At 67.0% G+C, this 17699-nt stretch carries 22 protein-coding genes; 14 read left to right on the top strand and 8 right to left on the bottom strand.

Going from position 1 to position 17699, the window contains the following annotated elements:
* The first annotated feature begins 523 nt into the window (after nt 1–523).
* The 3 genes from NO931_RS07520 (at nt 524) to NO931_RS07510 (ending at nt 2527) form a co-directional block, all read left to right on the top strand.
* Nucleotides 524–1183, top strand: a complete 660-nt coding sequence (locus tag NO931_RS07520) for an HAD family hydrolase (protein WP_256392015.1) — start codon at nt 524–526, stop codon at nt 1181–1183.
* Nucleotides 1184–1297: 114 nt separating this feature from the next.
* Nucleotides 1298–1672 carry a CBS domain-containing protein gene (locus NO931_RS07515; RefSeq protein WP_256392014.1) on the top strand — a complete coding sequence of 125 codons (375 nt, stop codon included), beginning with the start codon at nt 1298–1300 and terminating at the stop codon, nt 1670–1672.
* Between the two features lie 72 nt (nt 1673–1744).
* On the top strand, nt 1745–2527 hold the full coding sequence (locus NO931_RS07510) for a YhjD/YihY/BrkB family envelope integrity protein (RefSeq protein ID WP_256392013.1): 783 nt from the start codon (nt 1745–1747) through the stop codon (nt 2525–2527).
* 10 nt (nt 2528–2537) lie between these two features.
* Here the strand turns inward: NO931_RS07510 and NO931_RS07505 are convergent, their stop codons facing one another.
* On the bottom strand, nt 2538–3500 hold the full coding sequence (locus tag NO931_RS07505) for a VOC family protein (RefSeq protein ID WP_256392012.1): 963 nt from the start codon (nt 3498–3500) through the stop codon (nt 2538–2540).
* Between the two features lie 119 nt (nt 3501–3619).
* Here NO931_RS07505 and NO931_RS07500 point away from each other — a divergent pair, with 119 nt between their 5' ends.
* Nucleotides 3620–4177, top strand: coding sequence for a DUF6663 family protein (locus NO931_RS07500; protein WP_256392011.1), 558 nt, complete (start codon nt 3620–3622; stop codon nt 4175–4177).
* A gap of 159 nt (nt 4178–4336) precedes the next feature.
* On the opposite strand, the gene NO931_RS07495 is transcribed toward NO931_RS07500, so the two are convergent.
* A complete protein-coding gene (locus tag NO931_RS07495; protein WP_256392010.1) occupies nt 4337–4873 on the bottom strand; it encodes a hypothetical protein in 537 nt (178 codons plus the stop codon).
* Between the two features lie 84 nt (nt 4874–4957).
* On the opposite strand from NO931_RS07495, the gene NO931_RS07490 reads away from it, so the two are divergent.
* Nucleotides 4958–5248, top strand: a complete 291-nt coding sequence (locus tag NO931_RS07490) for a hypothetical protein (protein WP_256392009.1) — start codon at nt 4958–4960, stop codon at nt 5246–5248.
* A gap of 440 nt (nt 5249–5688) precedes the next feature.
* Here the strand turns inward: NO931_RS07490 and NO931_RS07485 are convergent, their stop codons facing one another.
* Complete coding sequence (locus NO931_RS07485; protein ID WP_256392008.1) at nt 5689–6261, bottom strand: P-loop NTPase family protein; 573 nt, start codon at nt 6259–6261, stop codon at nt 5689–5691.
* On the bottom strand, nt 6254–7621 hold the full coding sequence (locus tag NO931_RS07480; RefSeq protein WP_256392007.1) for an NRAMP family divalent metal transporter: 1368 nt from the start codon (nt 7619–7621) through the stop codon (nt 6254–6256). Before NO931_RS07480 ends, NO931_RS07485 begins: the two co-directional genes overlap by 8 nt.
* Nucleotides 7622–7729: 108 nt before the next feature.
* Between NO931_RS07480 and NO931_RS07475 the strand changes: the two genes are divergently transcribed.
* The gene (locus NO931_RS07475; protein WP_256392006.1) at nt 7730–8515 is read left to right on the top strand and encodes a phytanoyl-CoA dioxygenase family protein; all 786 of its coding nucleotides are present in this window, start codon (nt 7730–7732) and stop codon (nt 8513–8515) included.
* 27 nt (nt 8516–8542) lie between these two features.
* Here the strand turns inward: NO931_RS07475 and NO931_RS07470 are convergent, their stop codons facing one another.
* Nucleotides 8543–9013, bottom strand: a complete 471-nt coding sequence (locus NO931_RS07470; protein WP_256392005.1) for a hypothetical protein — start codon at nt 9011–9013, stop codon at nt 8543–8545.
* 167 nt (nt 9014–9180) lie between these two features.
* Here NO931_RS07470 and NO931_RS07465 point away from each other — a divergent pair, with 167 nt between their 5' ends.
* From NO931_RS07465 to NO931_RS07435, 7 genes are all read left to right on the top strand, one after another.
* The gene (locus tag NO931_RS07465) at nt 9181–9894 is read left to right on the top strand and encodes an SOS response-associated peptidase (RefSeq protein WP_256392004.1); all 714 of its coding nucleotides are present in this window, start codon (nt 9181–9183) and stop codon (nt 9892–9894) included.
* A gap of 160 nt (nt 9895–10054) precedes the next feature.
* On the top strand, nt 10055–10324 hold the full coding sequence (locus NO931_RS07460; protein ID WP_256392003.1) for a hypothetical protein: 270 nt from the start codon (nt 10055–10057) through the stop codon (nt 10322–10324).
* A gap of 435 nt (nt 10325–10759) precedes the next feature.
* Nucleotides 10760–11518: an ABC transporter ATP-binding protein gene (locus tag NO931_RS07455; protein ID WP_256392002.1), complete on the top strand. Its 759-nt coding sequence runs from the start codon at nt 10760–10762 to the stop codon at nt 11516–11518.
* Entirely contained in the window at nt 11515–13149 is a 1635-nt protein-coding gene (locus tag NO931_RS07450) for a hypothetical protein (protein ID WP_256392001.1), read from the top strand. The genes NO931_RS07455 and NO931_RS07450 overlap by 4 nt, the downstream gene beginning before the upstream one ends.
* Before the next feature lie 231 nt (nt 13150–13380).
* Nucleotides 13381–14400 carry a hypothetical protein gene (locus NO931_RS07445; RefSeq protein WP_256392000.1) on the top strand — a complete coding sequence of 340 codons (1020 nt, stop codon included), beginning with the start codon at nt 13381–13383 and terminating at the stop codon, nt 14398–14400.
* Between the two features lie 95 nt (nt 14401–14495).
* Nucleotides 14496–14774 carry a winged helix-turn-helix domain-containing protein gene (locus NO931_RS07440; RefSeq protein WP_256391999.1) on the top strand — a complete coding sequence of 93 codons (279 nt, stop codon included), beginning with the start codon at nt 14496–14498 and terminating at the stop codon, nt 14772–14774.
* An 8-nt stretch (nt 14775–14782) separates the two neighbouring features.
* Entirely contained in the window at nt 14783–15073 is a 291-nt protein-coding gene (locus tag NO931_RS07435) for a DUF8036 family membrane protein (protein WP_375142038.1), read from the top strand.
* Between the two features lie 27 nt (nt 15074–15100).
* On the opposite strand, the gene thiE is transcribed toward NO931_RS07435, so the two are convergent.
* The gene (gene thiE, locus NO931_RS07430; RefSeq protein ID WP_256391997.1) at nt 15101–15745 is read right to left on the bottom strand and encodes a thiamine phosphate synthase; all 645 of its coding nucleotides are present in this window, start codon (nt 15743–15745) and stop codon (nt 15101–15103) included.
* Nucleotides 15746–15838: 93 nt separating this feature from the next.
* Between thiE and NO931_RS07425 the strand changes: the two genes are divergently transcribed.
* Entirely contained in the window at nt 15839–16357 is a 519-nt protein-coding gene (locus NO931_RS07425; protein WP_256391996.1) for a GNAT family N-acetyltransferase, read from the top strand.
* 24 nt (nt 16358–16381) lie between these two features.
* Here the strand turns inward: NO931_RS07425 and NO931_RS07420 are convergent, their stop codons facing one another.
* Nucleotides 16382–17086, bottom strand: coding sequence for a 5-formyltetrahydrofolate cyclo-ligase (locus tag NO931_RS07420; protein ID WP_256391995.1), 705 nt, complete (start codon nt 17084–17086; stop codon nt 16382–16384).
* A 60-nt stretch (nt 17087–17146) separates the two neighbouring features.
* Nucleotides 17147–17650, bottom strand: coding sequence for a metallophosphoesterase (locus NO931_RS07415; RefSeq protein ID WP_256391994.1), 504 nt, complete (start codon nt 17648–17650; stop codon nt 17147–17149).
* Nucleotides 17651–17699 lie beyond the last annotated feature (49 nt).

Below are 17699 nucleotides of genomic sequence, written 5' to 3'. Positions count from 1 at the left end.
CCGGGAATCAGACCGTATGGGTTCACCGCTACCGTCGGCGAGCGCACGCCGACTCGCTCAGGAGGACGTACGCGTTTCCATAGAGCATTGCGTAGCCCTCTGAGACGTCGGATCCGCCCTCCCCGCGGTTGTTTCTCCGATCGCTTTCGAGGTCTCGCCCGCAGTCGAAGTTGTCGCCGGGGCCGCTGGGAACTACATCGACATTCGGAAGGATAGTGAAACTGCCCTAAACCGGGTACTATCAGAAAACATACTTTTCCTCGGGCGGCCGGTACGTAATATACTAAAAATGACTGCATGGTAGTGACATTTGGGAATTGTCATTTTTGGTTGGGTTGTCATCAGCCGACCGGGTGGACTCCGCTACGGACGGAGAAATCCCAGATCATCCTGGAGAGGTAGCTCCGCTGTCATCATGTTGCGGGCTTGTGCTATCCAAGACCCACGGATCCGACATCTATCCAGCGCGTCAGCGGGGCGCACCAACTGAAACTCTTATCAGTCCGACCCCCCAGTAGTTAATATGACATACGATACCGTCATCTTCGACAACGACGGTGTCCTCGTCGAGCGAACGGACTTCGACGTCCTCCGGGAGGCGACCCGGGAGACGTTTTCGGAGTTCGGCGTCACCGACCTGGAGCCCGATCACGTCGACGACATGACCGTCGGGGCGACCCCCCGACAGGTCGACAGCATCTGCGGCACGTACGACCTCGAACCGGAGACATTCTGGCAGGCCCGCGAGAGCGCGCTGTCGCGCGCTCAGCAGGTGGAGGTTCGCGAGGGCCGGAAGGCGCTCTACGACGACATCGACACGCTGACAGATCTCGACGCCGCGATGGGGATCGTCAGCTCCAATCAGCAGGAGACGGTCGACTTCGTGCTGGAGCACAACGAAATCTCCCACCGCTTCGGCGCCGCCTACGGGCGCGAGCCGACCGTCGAGAGCCTCGACCTGCGCAAGCCCAACCCGCACTACCTCGAGCGCGCGCTGTCCGACCTCGACGCCGGCTCGGCGCTGTTCGTCGGCGACAACGAGTCCGACATCCGGGCCGCCGAGCGCGCCGGCATCGATTCGGCGTTCATCCGTCGTCCCCACCGCACGAACTGGGAGCTCAACGTCTGGCCGACCTGGGACATCGACTCGCTGGACGACCTTCACAGCGTTTGTAGCGCCTGATACCGGGATCTCGGCCGGCGCGATCGACGGTGCAGCGAAGCAGCGGTTCGCAAGCCCGAGAACGAGGTCGACCGGGTGCAAAGCTCCTTACTCCCCCCACTCATCTGTAGACGTATGAGTTCCGAGGACAGAGTGACCGTCGAAGACGTGATGTCGACACCCCTGGAGACGATTCCCGCGGACGCCACGGTCGAAGAAGCCGCCGGGCGGATGCGGGACAAAAACATCAGCGCGCTGGTCGTCCCGACGACGCCGCGGTCGATCGTCAGCAGCACGGACGTGCTCGACGCCGTCGCCGACGGGCGGGATACGTCCGAGTTGGCGGTTTCGGACGTGATGACGACCGACGTCGAAACCGTCACGCCGGACCTCTACATGGAGGAGGTCGCCGCGATGCTGACGACGTACGGGATCAAGCACCTCCCGGTCGTCGACGACGATTACGTCGGGATGGTCTCCTCGACGGACGTCACCGCCCACCTCTCGTAGCGCGCTCGCAGTCCGCGGTTGTCCGTCCCCGTCGAACACAGACGTATGGGCGCGTGTCACGAACAGTGTGCCATGGGGCGGCTCTCCGACGGGCTCGTCCTCGCGCGGCGGGTCGTCAGGGTGGCCTACGAGCAGGAGGTGAAGTACCCCGCCGCAGCCCTCGCGTACTACGCGTTCGTCTCGTTCGTTCCGGTGTTGTTGATCGTGTTCGCGCTGTTCGGCGAGCAGCTCGCGGCGCGCGTCCAGACGTCGACGCCTCGGTTTCTCACGCTCGGCGCCCGGCAGCTGGTGTACGAGGCGACGACGACCGCGACCGGCCGGACCGGCGCGGCGGCGCTGGCGGTCGTCGTCCTCGCGTGGAGCGCGACCAACGTCGCCGTCGGATTTCTCGCGGTCGTCGAACGCGTCGAGGGCGTCCGGGAGCGCCCGCTGCGCGACCAGCTCCGTGACGCCGCGGTCGTCCTCGGCTCGCTCGTTTTGACGATCGGTGCCATCGTCCTCGCGAGCACGCTGTTCGGGACGCCGAGCGGAACGGCGATCGGGCTCGGCTCGCTGGTCGTCGCCCTCTCGGTCGTGTTCGTCCCGCTGTACTACGTCCCCTCGCGGACGCTCGATCGGCCCGCGGCGGCGCTCCCCGGAGCGATCACGGCCGCGGTCGGGCTGACGGCCATCCACGCCGGCGTCCACCTCTACGCCGTCAACGCCGGCCGGTTCGCGGTGTACGGCGTTCTCAGCGGGATCATCGTCATGCTCACGAGCCTCTATCTCGCGTCGGCCGTGCTCCTGACGGGGATCATCGTGAACGCGACGATCGCCGATCCCTCGGTCGCCCCGGACGATTCGGGAGCCGAGTAGCTCCGGACGGTCAGTCCGAGTTCTCCGGCTCGGGCAACTCGATCGGCGGCAGCTGCCCCTCGATCATCTCCCGGTCGGGCTCGAACCGATCGGGCAGCACCAGCGACTCGCCCATCGTCGCGACGTCCTCGTCGATCGTCAGTCCGGGCGTCTCGGTCGCCAACTCGAACAGGATCCCGCCGGGTTCGCGGACGTACAGCGAGTGGAAGTAGTGGCGGTCGCGCACCCGCGAGACGTTGTAGTCGCGTTCGCGGAACAGGTCGTGCCACTCGTACAGCTCGTCGACGCTCTCGGCCCGGACTGCGACGTGCTGGATCGTCCCGATCCCCTCGCGCCCGTAGGCTGCCTCGCGGTCGAGCACGTCGATCGCGGTCGCCCGATCGCCGCTCGCTCGGTAGCGGATGCGGTCGCCGTCCTGCTCGACGAGCTCGAACCCGAGCGTTTCGAGGATGCTCGCGGTCGCGTAAGGGTCCGCCGGCAGCGTCGCGACGCCGTGGACGCCGCGGATCGCCGCGTCGGCCGGGACGCCGCCGCCGGTCCAGGGCTCGACCGGCGACTCGCCGGTGACGAGTTCGACCTGCGTTCCGGCCGGATCTTCGAAGCGAACGAACCGCTCGTCGAACCTGCGGTCGGGTCCCTCGACATCGACGCCGCGCTCCGCGAGGCGATCGATCCAGTAGGAGAGCGAACCCGGCGGGACGACGAAGCCGACCGACTCGATCTGGGGCTTGCCGAGTCGGCCGGGGTCGTCGTCCGGGTAGGGAAAGCACGTCAGCACGGTCCCGAGCTCGCCGCGCTCGTTCCCGTAGTAGAGGTGATACCGGAGCACGTCCTCGTAGTTGACCGTCCGCTTGACGAGCCGCAGGCCGAGCGTCCCGGCGTAGAAGTCGACGTTTCGCTGGGCGTCCCCGACGATCCCTGTGACGTGGTGGATTCCGGGCGAATCGGTCAGCGACGCGGCTCCATCGCTCATGGGGCCGCCTACGCGCTCAGGCTGGATATGCCTGTGTCTCGGGGCAGCCCGAGACGGTCGCAGTCGGCGCCTCCGCAGGTCGTGGCACTCATGTACGCCGGGGGACCTACCTCCACCCAATGCAACAGTCGTCGGACGGTCGGTTCCGCGTGCTGCCGGGGCGCGACGAGGAGGAGTGGCTCCTGCTGGACGTCGAGTCGGCCGAACCGACCTACGTCCCGGCGGCGGACGCGCCCGACCTGGCGGTCGGAAATCGAGTGTCGGCATCGCTACGGTGGACCGACGGCGATCCGTCGATCGACGAGGTCGAGGTCACCGCGCCGACGCGGTTCCGGTTCGTCCGCACCGAGGAAGCCGTGTTCCAGGCCGCGCAAGAGTGTTTCGAGGCCGCCCGCTCGGCCGGCGAGGCGATGAACTCGCGGGTCACCTACAGCACCGACAACGAGCCCAACGGCGTCGTCTACACGTTCGCCGAGCAGGCCGGCCAGCGCGACCTGTTCTCGGAGTTCCGCGACGGCGTCAAGCCCCTGGAGCCGCTGGTCGCCCGCGCCGCCGAGTCCGCCGAGCCGCCGTTCTCTGTGTGGGTGCTCGATCCCCGCGAGCCGTTCGTGCTCGTCTACATCGTGCTCGATCCCGACGGGATCCTCGAAGAGACGATGCGGGACACGTACCTATGACATCCTCCTCGCCGTGAACGGCGAGGGTTCCTCCTCGAAGGCGAGAAGAAAGTCAGAGAGGATACCCCAGAGTAAGCATCGGACGTGGTTGTAAGTGGAGAGACGGATTCACTCCCGGCCTAAAGGCCGGGACTCTCTCCTTGATTCTGGTAGCGCATATTACGGCGGGGTTCGCGCCTCCCGTCGATACAGAACCGCGAGAACGCCGACCAGGGCCGCCTCCGCAAACTTCGCCGCGGCGGCCAGCGGATAGTTCGCGAGGTGCGACACGACCGCCTCGGCGGGGTGCATGCCGTGGTACAGCGGCGCTCGTCCGGGGAGAAAACCGCCGTGGCCCGTCAGGTGCCACGCGAAGTAGCCGACAAAGTAGGTGCCCACGAGCACCATTCCGAGCGCGTAGACCGGTTTGCGACCAAAATCGAGGAGCACGAGCTTGATCCCGAGCAGGATGGCGAACGCCGAGAGAACGAACGCCAGCGGACGGGGATCGTAGCTGAGCAACGACAGATTCCCGGTCGCGAGGAGCCCGACGAACCGAGAGAAGCCGTACTGGGGATGAAAGAGGTGGATGCCGGCGACCAGATACGCGAGCGCTGCTCCGATAACGCCCAGATTCTCGTCGACCAGGTGTCGCGTCCTTTGCGCGATCGCCATCTCGTTCGAGCGTTCGTCGCGTGCGATGTTAAGACACACCATTCGTATCAGCGGCTCGAAAGACGAACTGACCGTCTCGGTGGAGCGCCCCCGACGCTTTTGGCCGCCGTCGTGGCGTCTAGATCCATGTCCGAGACGCAGTTCGACATGCCCGACCCGGAACTGGGCCAGGCGACGATCGTCTTCGACGGCCCCGACGGCGACGTCGAATCGTTCGAGGTCGACAACGAGCACATCGTCCTCTTTCAGGACCACTGGCAGGTCAAGATCGGCGAGGACGACGACGGGAACGACGTGATCCGCAGAATTCCGCGCAATCGGGTGTACTACGTCGAGCGCTCGGTCGAGGAGTTCCAAGACCGGATCGACGCGCTGGTCGACAGGGCGAAAGACAGGCTCAACTTCGACATCGGCTGACGATCCGCGGTGTCGGATTCCTCTCGGCGGCGCCATCAGTACGCGTGATAAATCGTCGAGCGACCCCGACGGGGACCGATTCGGACCCGGACGGGAGCCGTTTTCCGCAGCCCCTACGGCCGTGCTGGACGTTCCAGATTCTCGAACGTCGCTCGCGCGACGTCCGGTACTTGGCCTTCGCGATCGTCCGCCCGGGCGGACGATTGACGGGCCGCTTCGAGCCTCCTTCGGGGTGTTCACTTTGTTCCCCTGTTACGGGGAGTTTAGTTTTGCCCCTAACCCGGAACGGTCCGCCCGAAAATCGGGCAACTCGTTCCGGGTCGTCCGGTGTGTCCTCGAATCCTCGTCGGACGTATTGAGATACGGTGCCACAGAACATAAGCAATTTGGACGACAGTCCGAGACGTCAGTTCGCGCTCAGGAGCGGCGTCGCGCCGCGCTCACGATCCGTCCCCGAGCTCGATGCGTCGGTTGACGCCGGCTGCCAGTCGGTCGAGTGCGTCCCGCTCGCGACGAGTGACCGGGTGGTCCGCCCCGAGTTCGTCGCTCTCGAAGGCGTTCAGCACGGCGGCGTCGGCGTCCTCGCAGTACGAGGAGAGCCGATCGGGATCGCCCGTGGCGTGCTGAAACGGGATCGTCGCGTCGTTGACGAACACCGCTTCCGGAGCGTCCGGCGCCGCGCGCAGGATCGACCGCGCGCGCTCGGCGTTGTCCGCGGCGAACTCGTAGGCCTCGCCCTCGTCGTCCGCGGCGGCTCGCGGCGCGTGGGCGTCGAGGACGCCGTGGAACGCGGCGTCGGGAATCTCGACGAAGCGATCGAGCCGCCCGCCGAGCAGGACGCCGTCGCGCTCGATTTCGGGGGCGAACTCCAGCACGACGACGCCGTCGGCGTCGCGATCGGCGAGCCAGGCGTCGAGTGCGCTGGCGGTCAGCCGCGTCTTGCCGGTGTTCGAGGGGCCGGTGATCAGCGTCGTCCCCCGTAGCGGGAACGGCAGATCCGGCGCGTCAGGCATCGGAGCCGGCGTCGACGGGCTGTGATGGTCGGCGCGCATCCCGGGCGTACTTGGCGATCAGGCCGATCGTCGCCGCGCCGATCGCGATCGCGAACGTGACGAAGAACGTCGGAACCGGATCGCCGAGACCGGTCCGGAGCTGCTGGCGGACGTACTGTCCGGCTAGCACCGACGCGATTCCAAACACGATCAGACCGCCGACGTTCGCGTGTAAGGGATTCGATTCCGGGACGGCGTCGGGATGGTTCAGCAGGTACAGCACGATCGCGAGCGCGAACGGCGTCCCGATCAGCCCGAATGTGAGCATCTGGGTCAAGAGCGAGAAGAAGTTCCCGCCGAGGAACGCGCCGAGTCCGCCGAGCAGCGCCACTGCGGCGACCGCCGCGCGGAACCGGCCGTCGGAGACGTCGGTGTCCCAACCGAGCTTGTCGGCCAGCAGGTACGGCGGGACGACCGTGTTCGCGCCCAGCGTCGAGACGGCGGCTGCCCACAGCCCGAGCATGAACAGCGTTTCGGCGAAGTTGCCGACCAGCGGGCCGAGCGACGCGGCCGCGGCCGCGGCCTGCAGTTTGCCGCCCGGCGAGAGCTCGGGCGCGAGCACGCTCGCGGCGACGAGGAACGTTGCGACGCTGAACACGCCGAACGCGACCAGCATCGAGGTGCCGACGTCGAACAGCCCGAGATCGTAGTCGTCGCGGGTCCACCCGCGGGCGCGCATCGTGTAGCTCTGCATCGTGATCAGCGTGATGTGGACCGCGCCGCCGAGCACGCCCGCCGCGAGCAAGGCGCCGTCGAGGCCGGCCGGGAGCGTCGGCACCAGCCCGCCCGCGGCGGCACCCGCGTCGATCGGGACGAGGAACGCCGTGGATACGAAGGCCAGCACGACGACCGAGACGATCGCCTTCGCGCCGACCTCCAGGAAGCGGTAGCCGCCGCCGGCGAGGCCGACCGCGAGCACGAGCGCCCAGACGACGCCCCAGACTCTGGGGTCGAAGCCGACGACCGTCCCGCTGACCTCCGCGACCGTCTTCATGATCACGATCTGGGCCAGCCCCGAGGCCAGCACCGTGTCGATGACCAGTACCCACGCCCAGAGCTCGCCGAGGTGCTCCTCGACGGCGCCGACGATCCCCTGCTCGGTCAGCAGCCCGAGCCGCATCGAGAGGTACTGCGCGGTCGCGCCCAGCAGCGCCGAGAGTACGACGACCCACAGCAGCGTGTAGCCGAACGTCGCTCCGGCCCCGAGCACCGCCGCCAGCGACGCTGGACCCGCGGCGATGGCGCCCGCGATCCACGTCGGTCCCAACTGGGATACTTTTCCTCGCAATCCGTTCGCCGGGTCGCTCGTCGCGTTACTCATCGAACGATCGAAACCGCCGCTGCGGTAAAAACTATTCTACTCGGTGGTACCACCCAAATATCATTCAGAACCAAAATGATTACCATAGAATACAACCGAGTGTTGCGCATGCACCTGTCCGACGCCGAGTTCGAGCAGTACCAGACCGACGGCTACGTCGTCGTCGAGGACGCGCTCTCGGCCGAGATGGTCGAGACCGTCCGCGAACGGCTCCACGAGTACACGCACGGCGACCGCGAGCCCGAGACGTTCCAGTCGCAGCTCGAACCCGCCGTCGAGCGCGGCGAGATCGAAGTCGACGAGCAGGCTGACGCCGTCCGGAAGTTCGAGGGGCTCGGGATGGTCCAGAACGACGACGTGTTCCGCGACGTGATGCAGAATGATCGAATTACCGCGGTCGCCGCGGATCTGCTCGGGCCGAATCTCAAACTGTTGCGCAGCGCGGCGATGTTCAAGCCGCCGCAGGTCGGCAGCGAGAAAGGGTTCCACCAGGACGCCGCCTACTACCCGATCCGCCCGCTGGACCACGTGACGGTCTGGATCGCGCTCGACGACGCTACACCCGAGAACGGCTGCATGCAGGTCGTCCCCGGCGCCCACACCGACGGGCTGCTCGGTCACGAGGCCGTCGAGTACGACACCGACATCGTCATCGGCGAGCGCGACTACGAGCCCGCGGACGCCGAGCCGGTGCCGATGGAGGCTGGCAGCGCCCTGTTCACGCACTGTCTGGTGCCACACTACACCTCGCCTAACGACACCGACGACTGGCGGCGCGCACTCATCATGTCCTACATGAACGCCCGGTCGCGGTTCACGAAATCGGCCGCGGACCGGCCCGACTGGGTCGACTCCGTTCACGTGCGGGGCGAGGAGTTCCCCGGCTGCGTGTGATCGCCTCTCCGGCGTGGTCGTCGAGGATCAGCTCCCGCGGTCCGGACGAAACAGGTCGGGGATGAACGGGTTCGGCGTAGTGACTACGGCATCATCGCGCGGCGCAGCGTCGCGAGCCGGTACGAGTTCGGCGTCCGCAGCCAGCACGAGTTCGCCCCCCTCGACCGGCACGAGTTCGGCGTCCGGCGTGGGAACGATCTCGACGTCGGCGTCCGGCGCGACGCCCTCGGGCGACTCGCCACCGCTGCCCTCGCGCTCGTCCTCAACGATGACGAAGTCGGTCTCCGCGACCGGCTCGTCGACGATGACGAAGCCAGTCTCGGTGAGCGAGTCGACGGGCACCAGTCCGGGGTATCGCGCGTCGGCGTCGGGCACCGCGACGAGTTCGTCGTCTCGCCGGGCGTCGGCGTCCGCCGATTTCTCCTCGACGATGACGAACTCGGTTCCCGGGTCGTCGTCGAGAACGACGAAGTCGCGGTCGGTGTCGTCTCGGTCCATGTTCACACACTACTCGCTCCACGGATATGAATCTGCGTCCCGGCTCGCCCGGCGTCGGCGTCCGACGACCGTCGCGCGGCTCGGCCGACCGTCGCTCGACGCCGACGGTCGGTCGTCGAAAGCGATCGTTCGGACGACTTAGGCACCTGCGGTCCGAAGCGAGCCGTATGTGCGGCCGCACCTCGCTGTTTGCCTCGCCGTCGACGCTCGAAGAGCGGTTCGACGTTGCGGTGGCCGACGAGTACGAACCGCGGTACAACGTCGCGCCGGAGACGCCGATCGCGACGATTCGCGACGACTCGCCCGACGCGCTCGAACACCTCCACTGGGGCTTTGTCCCCGGGTGGGCCGACGACCCCGGCGAGTGGAACGGCCTGATCAACGCCCGGACCGAGTCGATCGACGAGAAGCCGGCGTTCCGAGACGCGTTCGAGCGGGACACCGACGGCTCGGCGGCGGGACGCTGCCTGATCGTCGCCGACGGCTTCTACGAGTGGCAGGATCGCACCGACGGGACCCAGCCGTTCCGCGTCGAGCGCGCTGACGGCGAGCCGTTCGCGATGGCCGGCGTCTGGGCGCGCTGGGAGGGCGAGGACCGCGCCGTCGAGTCGACGGCGATCCTCACGACCGAGCCGAACGAGCTGATGGACCCGCTCCACCACCGGATGCCGGTGATCTTCGACGCCGACGACGAACGCGACTGGCTCGGCGACGAGCCGCCGGCGAAAGCCGACTTGCTGGAACCACACTCCGGCGACGGCTTCGAGAAGTATCCGATCTCGACGGCGGTCAACGATCCGTCGAACGACTCGCCAGAGATCGTCGAGCCGGTCGACGCGCCCGAATCCGATCCACAGAGCGGGCTCGACGAGTTCGTCTGAGTGACGGTCGACGGGACTAGCTGTGGCGAAGCGGTTCTGTATAACTCCAGCAATGCGATAGGTTCACAGCTAGTGGTGGCTCCGGGGAACTGGCGACTCGGGAGGAGAGTTGTAGCTGACGAGTACTATTATCAGTCTGGAGAATGAATCTCGTGGGCGCATGCTCTCCAGAAAGGCAGCTGGCGCTGCGCCCCTGATCACGGGAATCTTGCTCGCGTTCCAATCAGCGGCTTCGATCGTCCAGACCGGGCTTTCGCTCTGGTCAGTCCCCGCCCTGCTCGGCGGGTGTGCTGCGACGGTCGTCGGCCTCGGAATTCTGCTCGACTGGGACGCGTTCCACCAGGACCCGGCAGGAAGCAACCGATCGGCGGCCATTCTCGGGATCGCCGCGGTCGCGTTTTTCGCCGGTGCAGTCCTCGCCGTCGCATAGCACGGCTGGAATCGGTGCGATCGGGGCGTATTTTTTCGGATCCGAGATCGGGTATCGGAACGACCAGCACCGGCGGCCGTGTCGCAGTCCGATCAGTTATCAAAACAATAAAGTTCTTTGTCATAAAACGCCCCGCTACGATGCCCTCCCTGCTCGAACGCTTGCTTGGCGACGGGACCCCGGACGAACGGGTTGTCGAATCTCGACAGGACGACGCTGACGAAGCGCTCCGCGACGCCGCCGTTGCCGGGGGCAGTGCGAACGCTGTCACCTGTGCCGGTGCTGGCAGCTGTTGAGAGCTCCCAGAACCGCCGCCCACCGAATGTCCATCAGTCGCTCCGTGCGGTTGGGGCCGGATGACAACGCTCGGACACAGAGTGGGCACGTACAGACTGCATAGTATCGTTCACTGAACCCCACAACACACACACAACGATGTCAACTTCGCACGCGATCGAAACGACCGCCCTGACGAAAGTGTACACCGGAACCCACGCCGTCGACGAGCTCGAACTCGCCGTCCCGATGGGCTCCATCTACGGCTTCCTCGGGCCGAACGGCGCCGGGAAGACCACGACGATGCGCATGCTGACCGGACTCCTCCAGCCGACGAGCGGGGAGGGAACTATCGTCGGAGAATCCATCCGTGACCGTCGCGCGCTCGTCCCGCACATCGGCTATCTTCCGGAAACACCGCCGCTCTACGACGAGCTGTCGGGACGAGAGCAACTCGATTACGTTGCGGATCTGCGTAACATCCCCGACGATGCGGCAACCCAGAAGATCGACGCTCTCCTCGACACGTTCGATCTCGCGGGTGACGCCGCGCGACGCATCGACGGTTACTCGAAAGGGATGCGACAGAAGCTCGCGTACATCCAGACGATTCTCCACGACCCCGACGTCGTCTTCCTCGACGAGCCGACGAGCGGGCTCGATCCGCGTGCCGCCCGGACGCTCCGTGAGCACGTCCACCAGCTCGCCGACGACGGCACGACGGTCTTCCTCTCGACGCATATCCTCCCGGTCGTCGAGGAACTCGCCGACGTCGTGGGCGTCCTCAAAGACGGTCGGCTCGTGGCAGAAGGGACGCCCGACGGACTCAAGGATCGCGCCGAATCCGAGACCGAAAGCACGCTCGAAGACGTGTTCCTCGACGTGACGAGCAGTCCGAAACACGGGTTCGGCCAATGACGGAGCTACGGTCGGACCTTCGAACCGGCTGGCGCATCGCGCGCGTCGAGGTCCGACGGAGCGCTCGCTGGTACTTCCAGCAGCCGCGAGCGAAAATCGCCCTCGCGCTCATGGCGCTGGTCTTCGGATCGATGGTCGTGTTCGGCGTCGTTCCGGCGGCCCACGTCATGGGAACGACCGTTCGGGTCGAGGAACAGTTCCCGCTCCTGGCGACGTTCCGCCAGCAGATGACGGTGCTCGTCGCGGGGCTGATCGTCGTGTTCGCTCTCAGAACCGTCGAACGCCTCGCGCACATCGACGGCGAAGAGATGATGCTCACGACCACGACGCCCCGCGCGGTCGTCGTCGGGCTGTTGACCGCCGAGACGATCCGCCTCTTGCTCTGGCTCGCCCCGCCGACGCTCCTCGTCGTCGCGGCGTTTGCCATCGGTGCCCAGACGCCCGCGATGATCGTGACGGTGCCGGTCGGTCTCGGACCGATCCTCGCGTTCACGGCCGTCGCCGGCTATCTCTTCGGTATCGCGGCGCTGTACGTCAGCCGGTACGTCCCGCTGCCCTCCTCGGTCAAGACGGTCCTGTACCCGCTCGGCTTCGTGGTCCTAATCCTCGGTTCGCAGATCGTGCCGCGCCTCGCGCTCGACGGCGATCTCCCGTTTTCGCTCGCGCCGATCCAACGGGCGCTGCTGCAGTCGCCCCTCGCGGCCTACGCGGACGTCTTCCTCCTCGGAACGCCGGTCGCGCGCCCGCTCTCGGTCACAGCGCTCGCCGTGCTGGGCGTCTTTCTAGCGGGTGTGCCGATCGGATTCACCGTCGCCGGGCGTCTTGCGACGCGGTTCTGGACGACGGACACGAGCGTGAACGCTCCCTCGCGCGACGTCCCGGCCGAATCGACGCCGACGACCGTTCCCCGCCCGTTCGCGTGGTCGAAGTCCGGCCGAATCGGATGGCACTATCTGCGATACGGTCTGCGGTCCCCCCAGCAGTTCGTCCACCTGATCGTGTTCCTGTTCGCGTTCGCCCCCGTCGCCAGCACCCTCGCCGAAGCACCCGACCTCGCGTACCTCTTCGCGCTCGGCGGCAGTGTCATCTTCGGGGCGTTGCTCGCGGGCTCGGCATTCTGTCTGAACCCCTTCGGCGACGAACAGCGCACGCTCCCGCTGTTGCTGTTGACCGAGACGCAGCCGAGCCGGTTCGTTCGCGGTCGGATCGTCGCCGGGACGACCGCGAGCGTCCCGTTCGTCGTCGCCATCCCGCTCGCGGTGGTGACGATCAGCCCGCCGTCGTTCGTAGACGGAGCCGCATTCGTCGCCGTCGGACTCGTACTCGCGGTGCTCAGTGCCGGGTGGGCGGTCGGTCTCGGGACGCTGGTCCCCATGTACGATTCGAGGACCATGTACGGCGTCGAAACGGTCGTCCCGTCGCTTCCGGTGCTGTTGGGCCACGGCTTCGCCGTCGGCATTCTCGGGATCATCAGTCTCGTGCTGACGGGAATCGCCCTCAGCCAGGGCGTTCCCGCGAGCGTGCCGGTACTCGGTGGTGCCGGTCTCGCACTTCTCATCCTCGTCGGGAGCGCCTGTGGAGCGTACGTGTACGCAGTCCGCCAGTATCGAGCGTACGGGATCGAGAGATAGCGAGGCCGAAGCATCGAGCCTGTCGACGCGCGCGAGTCGGACCCACAAAGCCGGCTCGACGAGTTCGCCCGCGCCGTCGCTCCCCTGCTCGGAGTGCTGGGACGCCGTCACGTCTCTGTCGTCCTCCGTGAGTTCGGAAAGATTCTAGAGGGAGTTCGGCCGGAGTTTCGTTCGAACTCAGTTCGACTTTGAAAAATCGCCTTTACCGGCGGTTGCGACGCTCCACACGCGATGTCCCGAGACAAGACTCGACGACGGTTTCTGGCGACGACAGGCATAGTCACCACCGGCGCGCTGGCCGGCTGCTTCGGTTCGGACGACGAGACGATGGACGACGGCGCCACGGACAACGACTCTGACAGCGGAGCGGGAGACGACATGGACGACGGGATGGGTGACGTGACTGATCCGGAGGACGCCCAGCGAGCGGCGATCGACCGGTTCAGCGAGGCGGCCGGCACGCTGATGGTCCGCACCGAGGAGAACGATCTCCCCGGGCCGGACGAACCGATCGACTTCGATCAGGCGCCGTTCCTGACTCGCGGACTCGGCCCCGACGGCGAGCCGGTCGCGTACTACAACTTCGACGTCCAGCCGACCGCGCCGGCCCCGATCTACGCGCTGTTCCGGGAGGGCGAGGACACGCCCGTCGAGAGCCAGCAAAACATCGTCGACGTGATCCCCGGCGACGAGGGGTACAACGACTTCTGGCACGTCCACCGGGTGACGGTCCCCGAGGACTACGAGGCGAACTCGGCCACGAGCGCGCAGGACCTGATGGACGCGGGCTACGAGATCGAGGCGACGAACACGATCAAGAACTGCCCGATCGTCCCCGAGGGGTCGACCGCCTCGATGCGCCACGGTGACGGCGACGCCGGGCTCGTGCAGGGCTGGTACGACGGGATGGTGGTGAGCTACTTCCTGTTCGAGGAGGCGCCGCTGACGGCCACCGGGGAGGGATCGGTCCCGCTGTCACCCATCTACGTCACGTTCAACACGAACCCCGGCGAGGACGGCGGCGGCCCGGCCTCCGGCTTCGTCACCGAGGCGGGGAGCGACCGGACGCACAACGTCGTCGCGACGCTCCCCGGCGACGAGGGATACTCGCCGCTCTGGTCGGTCAGCCCCTACGACAACGCCGACTTCGAGAGCGTCTCCGACCTCGACTCGGCGCTGGACGCGAACGTGCTCGACTCCGGCATCGCGACGGTGAACTGTCCGATCGTCTCCATCGGCATGGAGATGTAGGTGGCACGACGCGGGAAGAGAGTTCGCCGAACCGGTCACCCCTCTCGAAGGGGCACCATTAAACCGGTCCTGCCGAAACACCGAGGCGAGACCGGATGGAGAAAGTGCTGTGGTACTTGTTCGCCGGCACGCGCGGCGGCGAGAACCGGGCGCGCATCATCCGCGTGCTGTTCGAGCGCCCCCGGAACGCCAACCAGATCAGCGAGGCGGTCGATCTGGACTACAACACGGTCCGGTACCACCTCGAGAAGCTGGTCGACCACGACGTCCTCGAAACCGGCGGCGAGGACTACGGCGAGCTGTACTTTCTCACCGACCGGTTCGAGCGACACGAGGACGAGTTCCGGCGGATCACCGAGCACATGGAGGACTGACGATGGCGATGAACACCACAATCATGATCGCGAGCGTACTGTCGGGGTTGAGCATCCTGCTACTGGCGGGGCTCCTCGGCGTCTGGGTCCGCAACTATCGGACGTTCCGGACGCCGCTGAGCCTCGGGCTGGTGGCGTTCGGCGCCGTTCTCCTGCTCGAAAACGCGCTGGCAATCTACTTCTTTTTCAGCACGAGCATGCTGTACTCCGGCGACCCGTTCGCCCAGCGCGCCATCCTCGTGCTCCGGACGCTCCAACTGTTCGCGATCGGCGTCCTGACGTACGTCACGATGCAGTAGCGCGACTCCCGCGACGGTGGTGCCGCCTCAGCGTTCTCGGCCGCGTTCGACGGCTTCGCGAAGCTCTCGCGTCGCCGCCGCCGGATCCTCGGCGCTCGTGATCGCAGAGATGACCGCGACGCCGTCGGCACCCGCTGCTGCGACCGCAGCGGCGTTGGCGGCGTCGATGCCGCCGATCCCCACCACCGGGATCTCCACGGCGTCGACGATCTCGCGGACGCGCTCGGGGCCGAAATCGGCCTCGTCGTCGGGGACGTTCTTCGAGGACGTGCCGTACACCGCGCCGACACCGAGGTAGTCCGCGCCCTCGCGCTCGGCCGCTCGTGCCTCCTCGACGAACGAGGTCGACTTCCCGATCACCGCATCCTCGCCGAGCAGATCGCGGGCGACGGGGACCGGCAAGTCCGACTGCCCGAGATGGACGCCGTCGGCGTCGATCGACTGCGCGAGATCGACCCGGTCGTTGACGATCAGGTCGACGCCCGTCTCGGCCGTGAGCTCCCGAAGCCGTTGTCCGGTCTCGTACCGCCGTAGCGCGCTCCGATTCTTGTCCCGGAGCTGGATCGCGTCGACGCCGCCCTCGATTGCGGCGCGAGCGATCTCGACGGTGCTCCGGCCGGCCGAGAGGCTCTCCTGGGTGACGAGATAGGTTCGCCAGTCCTGTGGGGGCATAGGCACATCTCTCCCATCGCAGTGGAAACCCGTTTCGACTCCCGGGGCTGATCGGTCCGAACGTTGATACGCCGAGCGTGTGTCGGCCCGCCTATGCCCGGTCCAGTGTTCCTCCGCGGCGACCGACTCTCGCTCCGCACCGTCGAGCCGGACGACCACGAGTTCCTCCGCCGACAGTTCAACGCGCCGGACGTCCGCCACGGGATCGCCGGCACCGAGCCGATGGCGGCGGACGACCTCGACGACTGGCTCGACGGCGACGACGTGATCTCATTTCTCCCCTGCACGTCCGACGGTCCGGTCGGGTTCGTCTGGCTGTTCGATATCGACGACGTCGCCGATCGGGCCGAACTGGGCTACTGGATTCACCCCGACGAGCGCGGCGTCGGCTACGGCACTCGCGCGGCCGAACTCGCGGTGCGCTACGCCATCCGCGAGCGGGGCTTGCGGAAGATATCGGCGCGAGTCTTCGAGACGAACGACGCCTCGCGGGCGATCCTCGAACGCATCGGCTTCGAACGCGAGGGGCGCCTGCGAGCACACTACTTCGTCGACGGCGAACGGGTCGACGCGTCCCTCTACGGACTGTTAGCCTCGGAGTGGGAGCCGTAGGTCGCAGCCGCCCAGACGAACTAGCTACGGTCGCAACGACGCCAGCACGGGAATCTCTTCGATCCGCTCCTTGGACAGGACTGTCCAGTCGAGTCCCGCCGGCCGGTCGTGAGGCGTCTCCGTCTCGATCGTTCGCTCGGGCGTCACCACCAGATCGAGGGGCACGTCGTGGGCGTCGACCGGTACGTCCTCGGCGACGACCTGGCGCTCGTGGACGGTCGTCGCGACGGTCGTCGACTCGCCTACGAGATCGAACGCCTGCAGGACGCCGTACTCCAGATCGCTGTACCCCTCGCCCTTGCCGACGCGGGCGCCCGCCTCGGTGACGGCGACGCTGCCGGCGACGATCAGGTCGATCGGCGGCATCGCTTCCGGGCGGACCTGCACGCCGACCTCGGCCGAGCCGCCGATCGTCGTCGCGTGGTCGATGTCGTCGATCGCCGCGGGATCGAGCCGGAGGAAACACTCCTCGTCGCGAAGCCGCGGGACCGCCATGTACACCGTCTTTCCGGCTCGCAGCGCCGCGCGCCGGACCGGAAGCTGGGGCGCGTCGGGGTTGGATTTGATGGCGTCGGCCGATCGCCAGGCGTCCGTCTCGGCGAGCCGATCGGCGGCGGCGTCCGCGCCCGCAAAGTTGGGAATTCTTCCGTGAGGCGGGTACGGAAACCGGGCCTCGCCGCTGTCCTCCAACTCGTCCCAGACGCGGTCGCGAAGCTCCTGCTTGTCCATGCGCGAATCGCTCGCGCGCCGGCGAGTTGAGCTTTTGCGTTTCCTCGTCGTCGGTGGTGATCAGGCGTCGACGTCGCGGAACTCCACCTCGTCGCTCTCAGTGTCGACCAGCGCGACGCTGTGTTGTTCGTCGGGGACGTCCGGGAAGTGCGCGCCGGGGTTGAGCACCGTTGTTCCCTCGACGTCGCGCTCCTCGGCGACGTGGTGGTGGCCGTAGCAGACGTAGTCGTACTCGCCGGACCGGGCGTGCGCCTCGACGTCGTCGGTGTCCTCGCCGTGCAGCACGGCGAAGCGCGCGCTGCCGAGGTCGAGATCCGCGAACCGGCCGTGCAGTTCGCTGCCGTTGCCGAGCGCGCGGAACGCCGACTCCAGCCCGTCGAGTTCGCCGTCGTTGTTGCCCAGCACGGCGTGGACTTCCAGCCCGTCGAAGTGGGGGACCACCGGCGGGGCGATCACGTCGCCGCAGTGAACGACGGCGTCGACGCCCGCGTCCTCGAAGATCTCGACCGCTCGGTCGACCGCCGCGACGTTGTCGTGCGTGTCGGAGATGACGCCTACGAGCATAGTCGAGGGCAACGGGCGAAGGCCATACAGTAGTTCCGCTCGACCGTGA

Source organism: Natronoarchaeum rubrum, assembly GCF_024494695.1.
The sequence above is the reverse complement of the archived record's forward strand: the minus strand, read 5'-3'. Positions and strand labels throughout refer to the sequence as shown.

Excerpts from the sequence above, each read along its gene's own strand:
- NO931_RS07520 (WP_256392015.1), top strand. The coding sequence starts at position 524 with ATGACATACGATACCGTCATCTTCGACAACGACGGTGTCCTCGTCGAG.
- NO931_RS07515 (WP_256392014.1), top strand. The coding sequence starts at position 1,298 with ATGAGTTCCGAGGACAGAGTGACCGTCGAAGACGTGATGTCGACACCC.
- NO931_RS07510 (WP_256392013.1), top strand. The coding sequence starts at position 1,745 with ATGGGGCGGCTCTCCGACGGGCTCGTCCTCGCGCGGCGGGTCGTCAGG.
- NO931_RS07505 (WP_256392012.1), bottom strand. The coding sequence starts at position 3,500 with ATGAGCGATGGAGCCGCGTCGCTGACCGATTCGCCCGGAATCCACCAC.
- NO931_RS07500 (WP_256392011.1), top strand. The coding sequence starts at position 3,620 with ATGCAACAGTCGTCGGACGGTCGGTTCCGCGTGCTGCCGGGGCGCGAC.
- NO931_RS07495 (WP_256392010.1), bottom strand. The coding sequence starts at position 4,873 with ATGGTGTGTCTTAACATCGCACGCGACGAACGCTCGAACGAGATGGCG.
- NO931_RS07490 (WP_256392009.1), top strand. The coding sequence starts at position 4,958 with ATGTCCGAGACGCAGTTCGACATGCCCGACCCGGAACTGGGCCAGGCG.
- NO931_RS07485 (WP_256392008.1), bottom strand. The coding sequence starts at position 6,261 with ATGCCTGACGCGCCGGATCTGCCGTTCCCGCTACGGGGGACGACGCTG.
- NO931_RS07480 (WP_256392007.1), bottom strand. The coding sequence starts at position 7,621 with ATGAGTAACGCGACGAGCGACCCGGCGAACGGATTGCGAGGAAAAGTA.
- NO931_RS07475 (WP_256392006.1), top strand. The coding sequence starts at position 7,730 with ATGCACCTGTCCGACGCCGAGTTCGAGCAGTACCAGACCGACGGCTAC.
- NO931_RS07470 (WP_256392005.1), bottom strand. The coding sequence starts at position 9,013 with ATGGACCGAGACGACACCGACCGCGACTTCGTCGTTCTCGACGACGAC.
- NO931_RS07465 (WP_256392004.1), top strand. The coding sequence starts at position 9,181 with ATGTGCGGCCGCACCTCGCTGTTTGCCTCGCCGTCGACGCTCGAAGAG.
- NO931_RS07460 (WP_256392003.1), top strand. The coding sequence starts at position 10,055 with ATGCTCTCCAGAAAGGCAGCTGGCGCTGCGCCCCTGATCACGGGAATC.
- NO931_RS07455 (WP_256392002.1), top strand. The coding sequence starts at position 10,760 with ATGTCAACTTCGCACGCGATCGAAACGACCGCCCTGACGAAAGTGTAC.
- NO931_RS07450 (WP_256392001.1), top strand. The coding sequence starts at position 11,515 with ATGACGGAGCTACGGTCGGACCTTCGAACCGGCTGGCGCATCGCGCGC.
- NO931_RS07445 (WP_256392000.1), top strand. The coding sequence starts at position 13,381 with ATGTCCCGAGACAAGACTCGACGACGGTTTCTGGCGACGACAGGCATA.
- NO931_RS07440 (WP_256391999.1), top strand. The coding sequence starts at position 14,496 with ATGGAGAAAGTGCTGTGGTACTTGTTCGCCGGCACGCGCGGCGGCGAG.
- NO931_RS07435 (WP_375142038.1), top strand. The coding sequence starts at position 14,783 with ATGAACACCACAATCATGATCGCGAGCGTACTGTCGGGGTTGAGCATC.
- thiE (WP_256391997.1), bottom strand. The coding sequence starts at position 15,745 with ATGCCCCCACAGGACTGGCGAACCTATCTCGTCACCCAGGAGAGCCTC.
- NO931_RS07425 (WP_256391996.1), top strand. The coding sequence starts at position 15,839 with ATGCCCGGTCCAGTGTTCCTCCGCGGCGACCGACTCTCGCTCCGCACC.
- NO931_RS07420 (WP_256391995.1), bottom strand. The coding sequence starts at position 17,086 with ATGGACAAGCAGGAGCTTCGCGACCGCGTCTGGGACGAGTTGGAGGAC.
- NO931_RS07415 (WP_256391994.1), bottom strand. The coding sequence starts at position 17,650 with ATGCTCGTAGGCGTCATCTCCGACACGCACGACAACGTCGCGGCGGTC.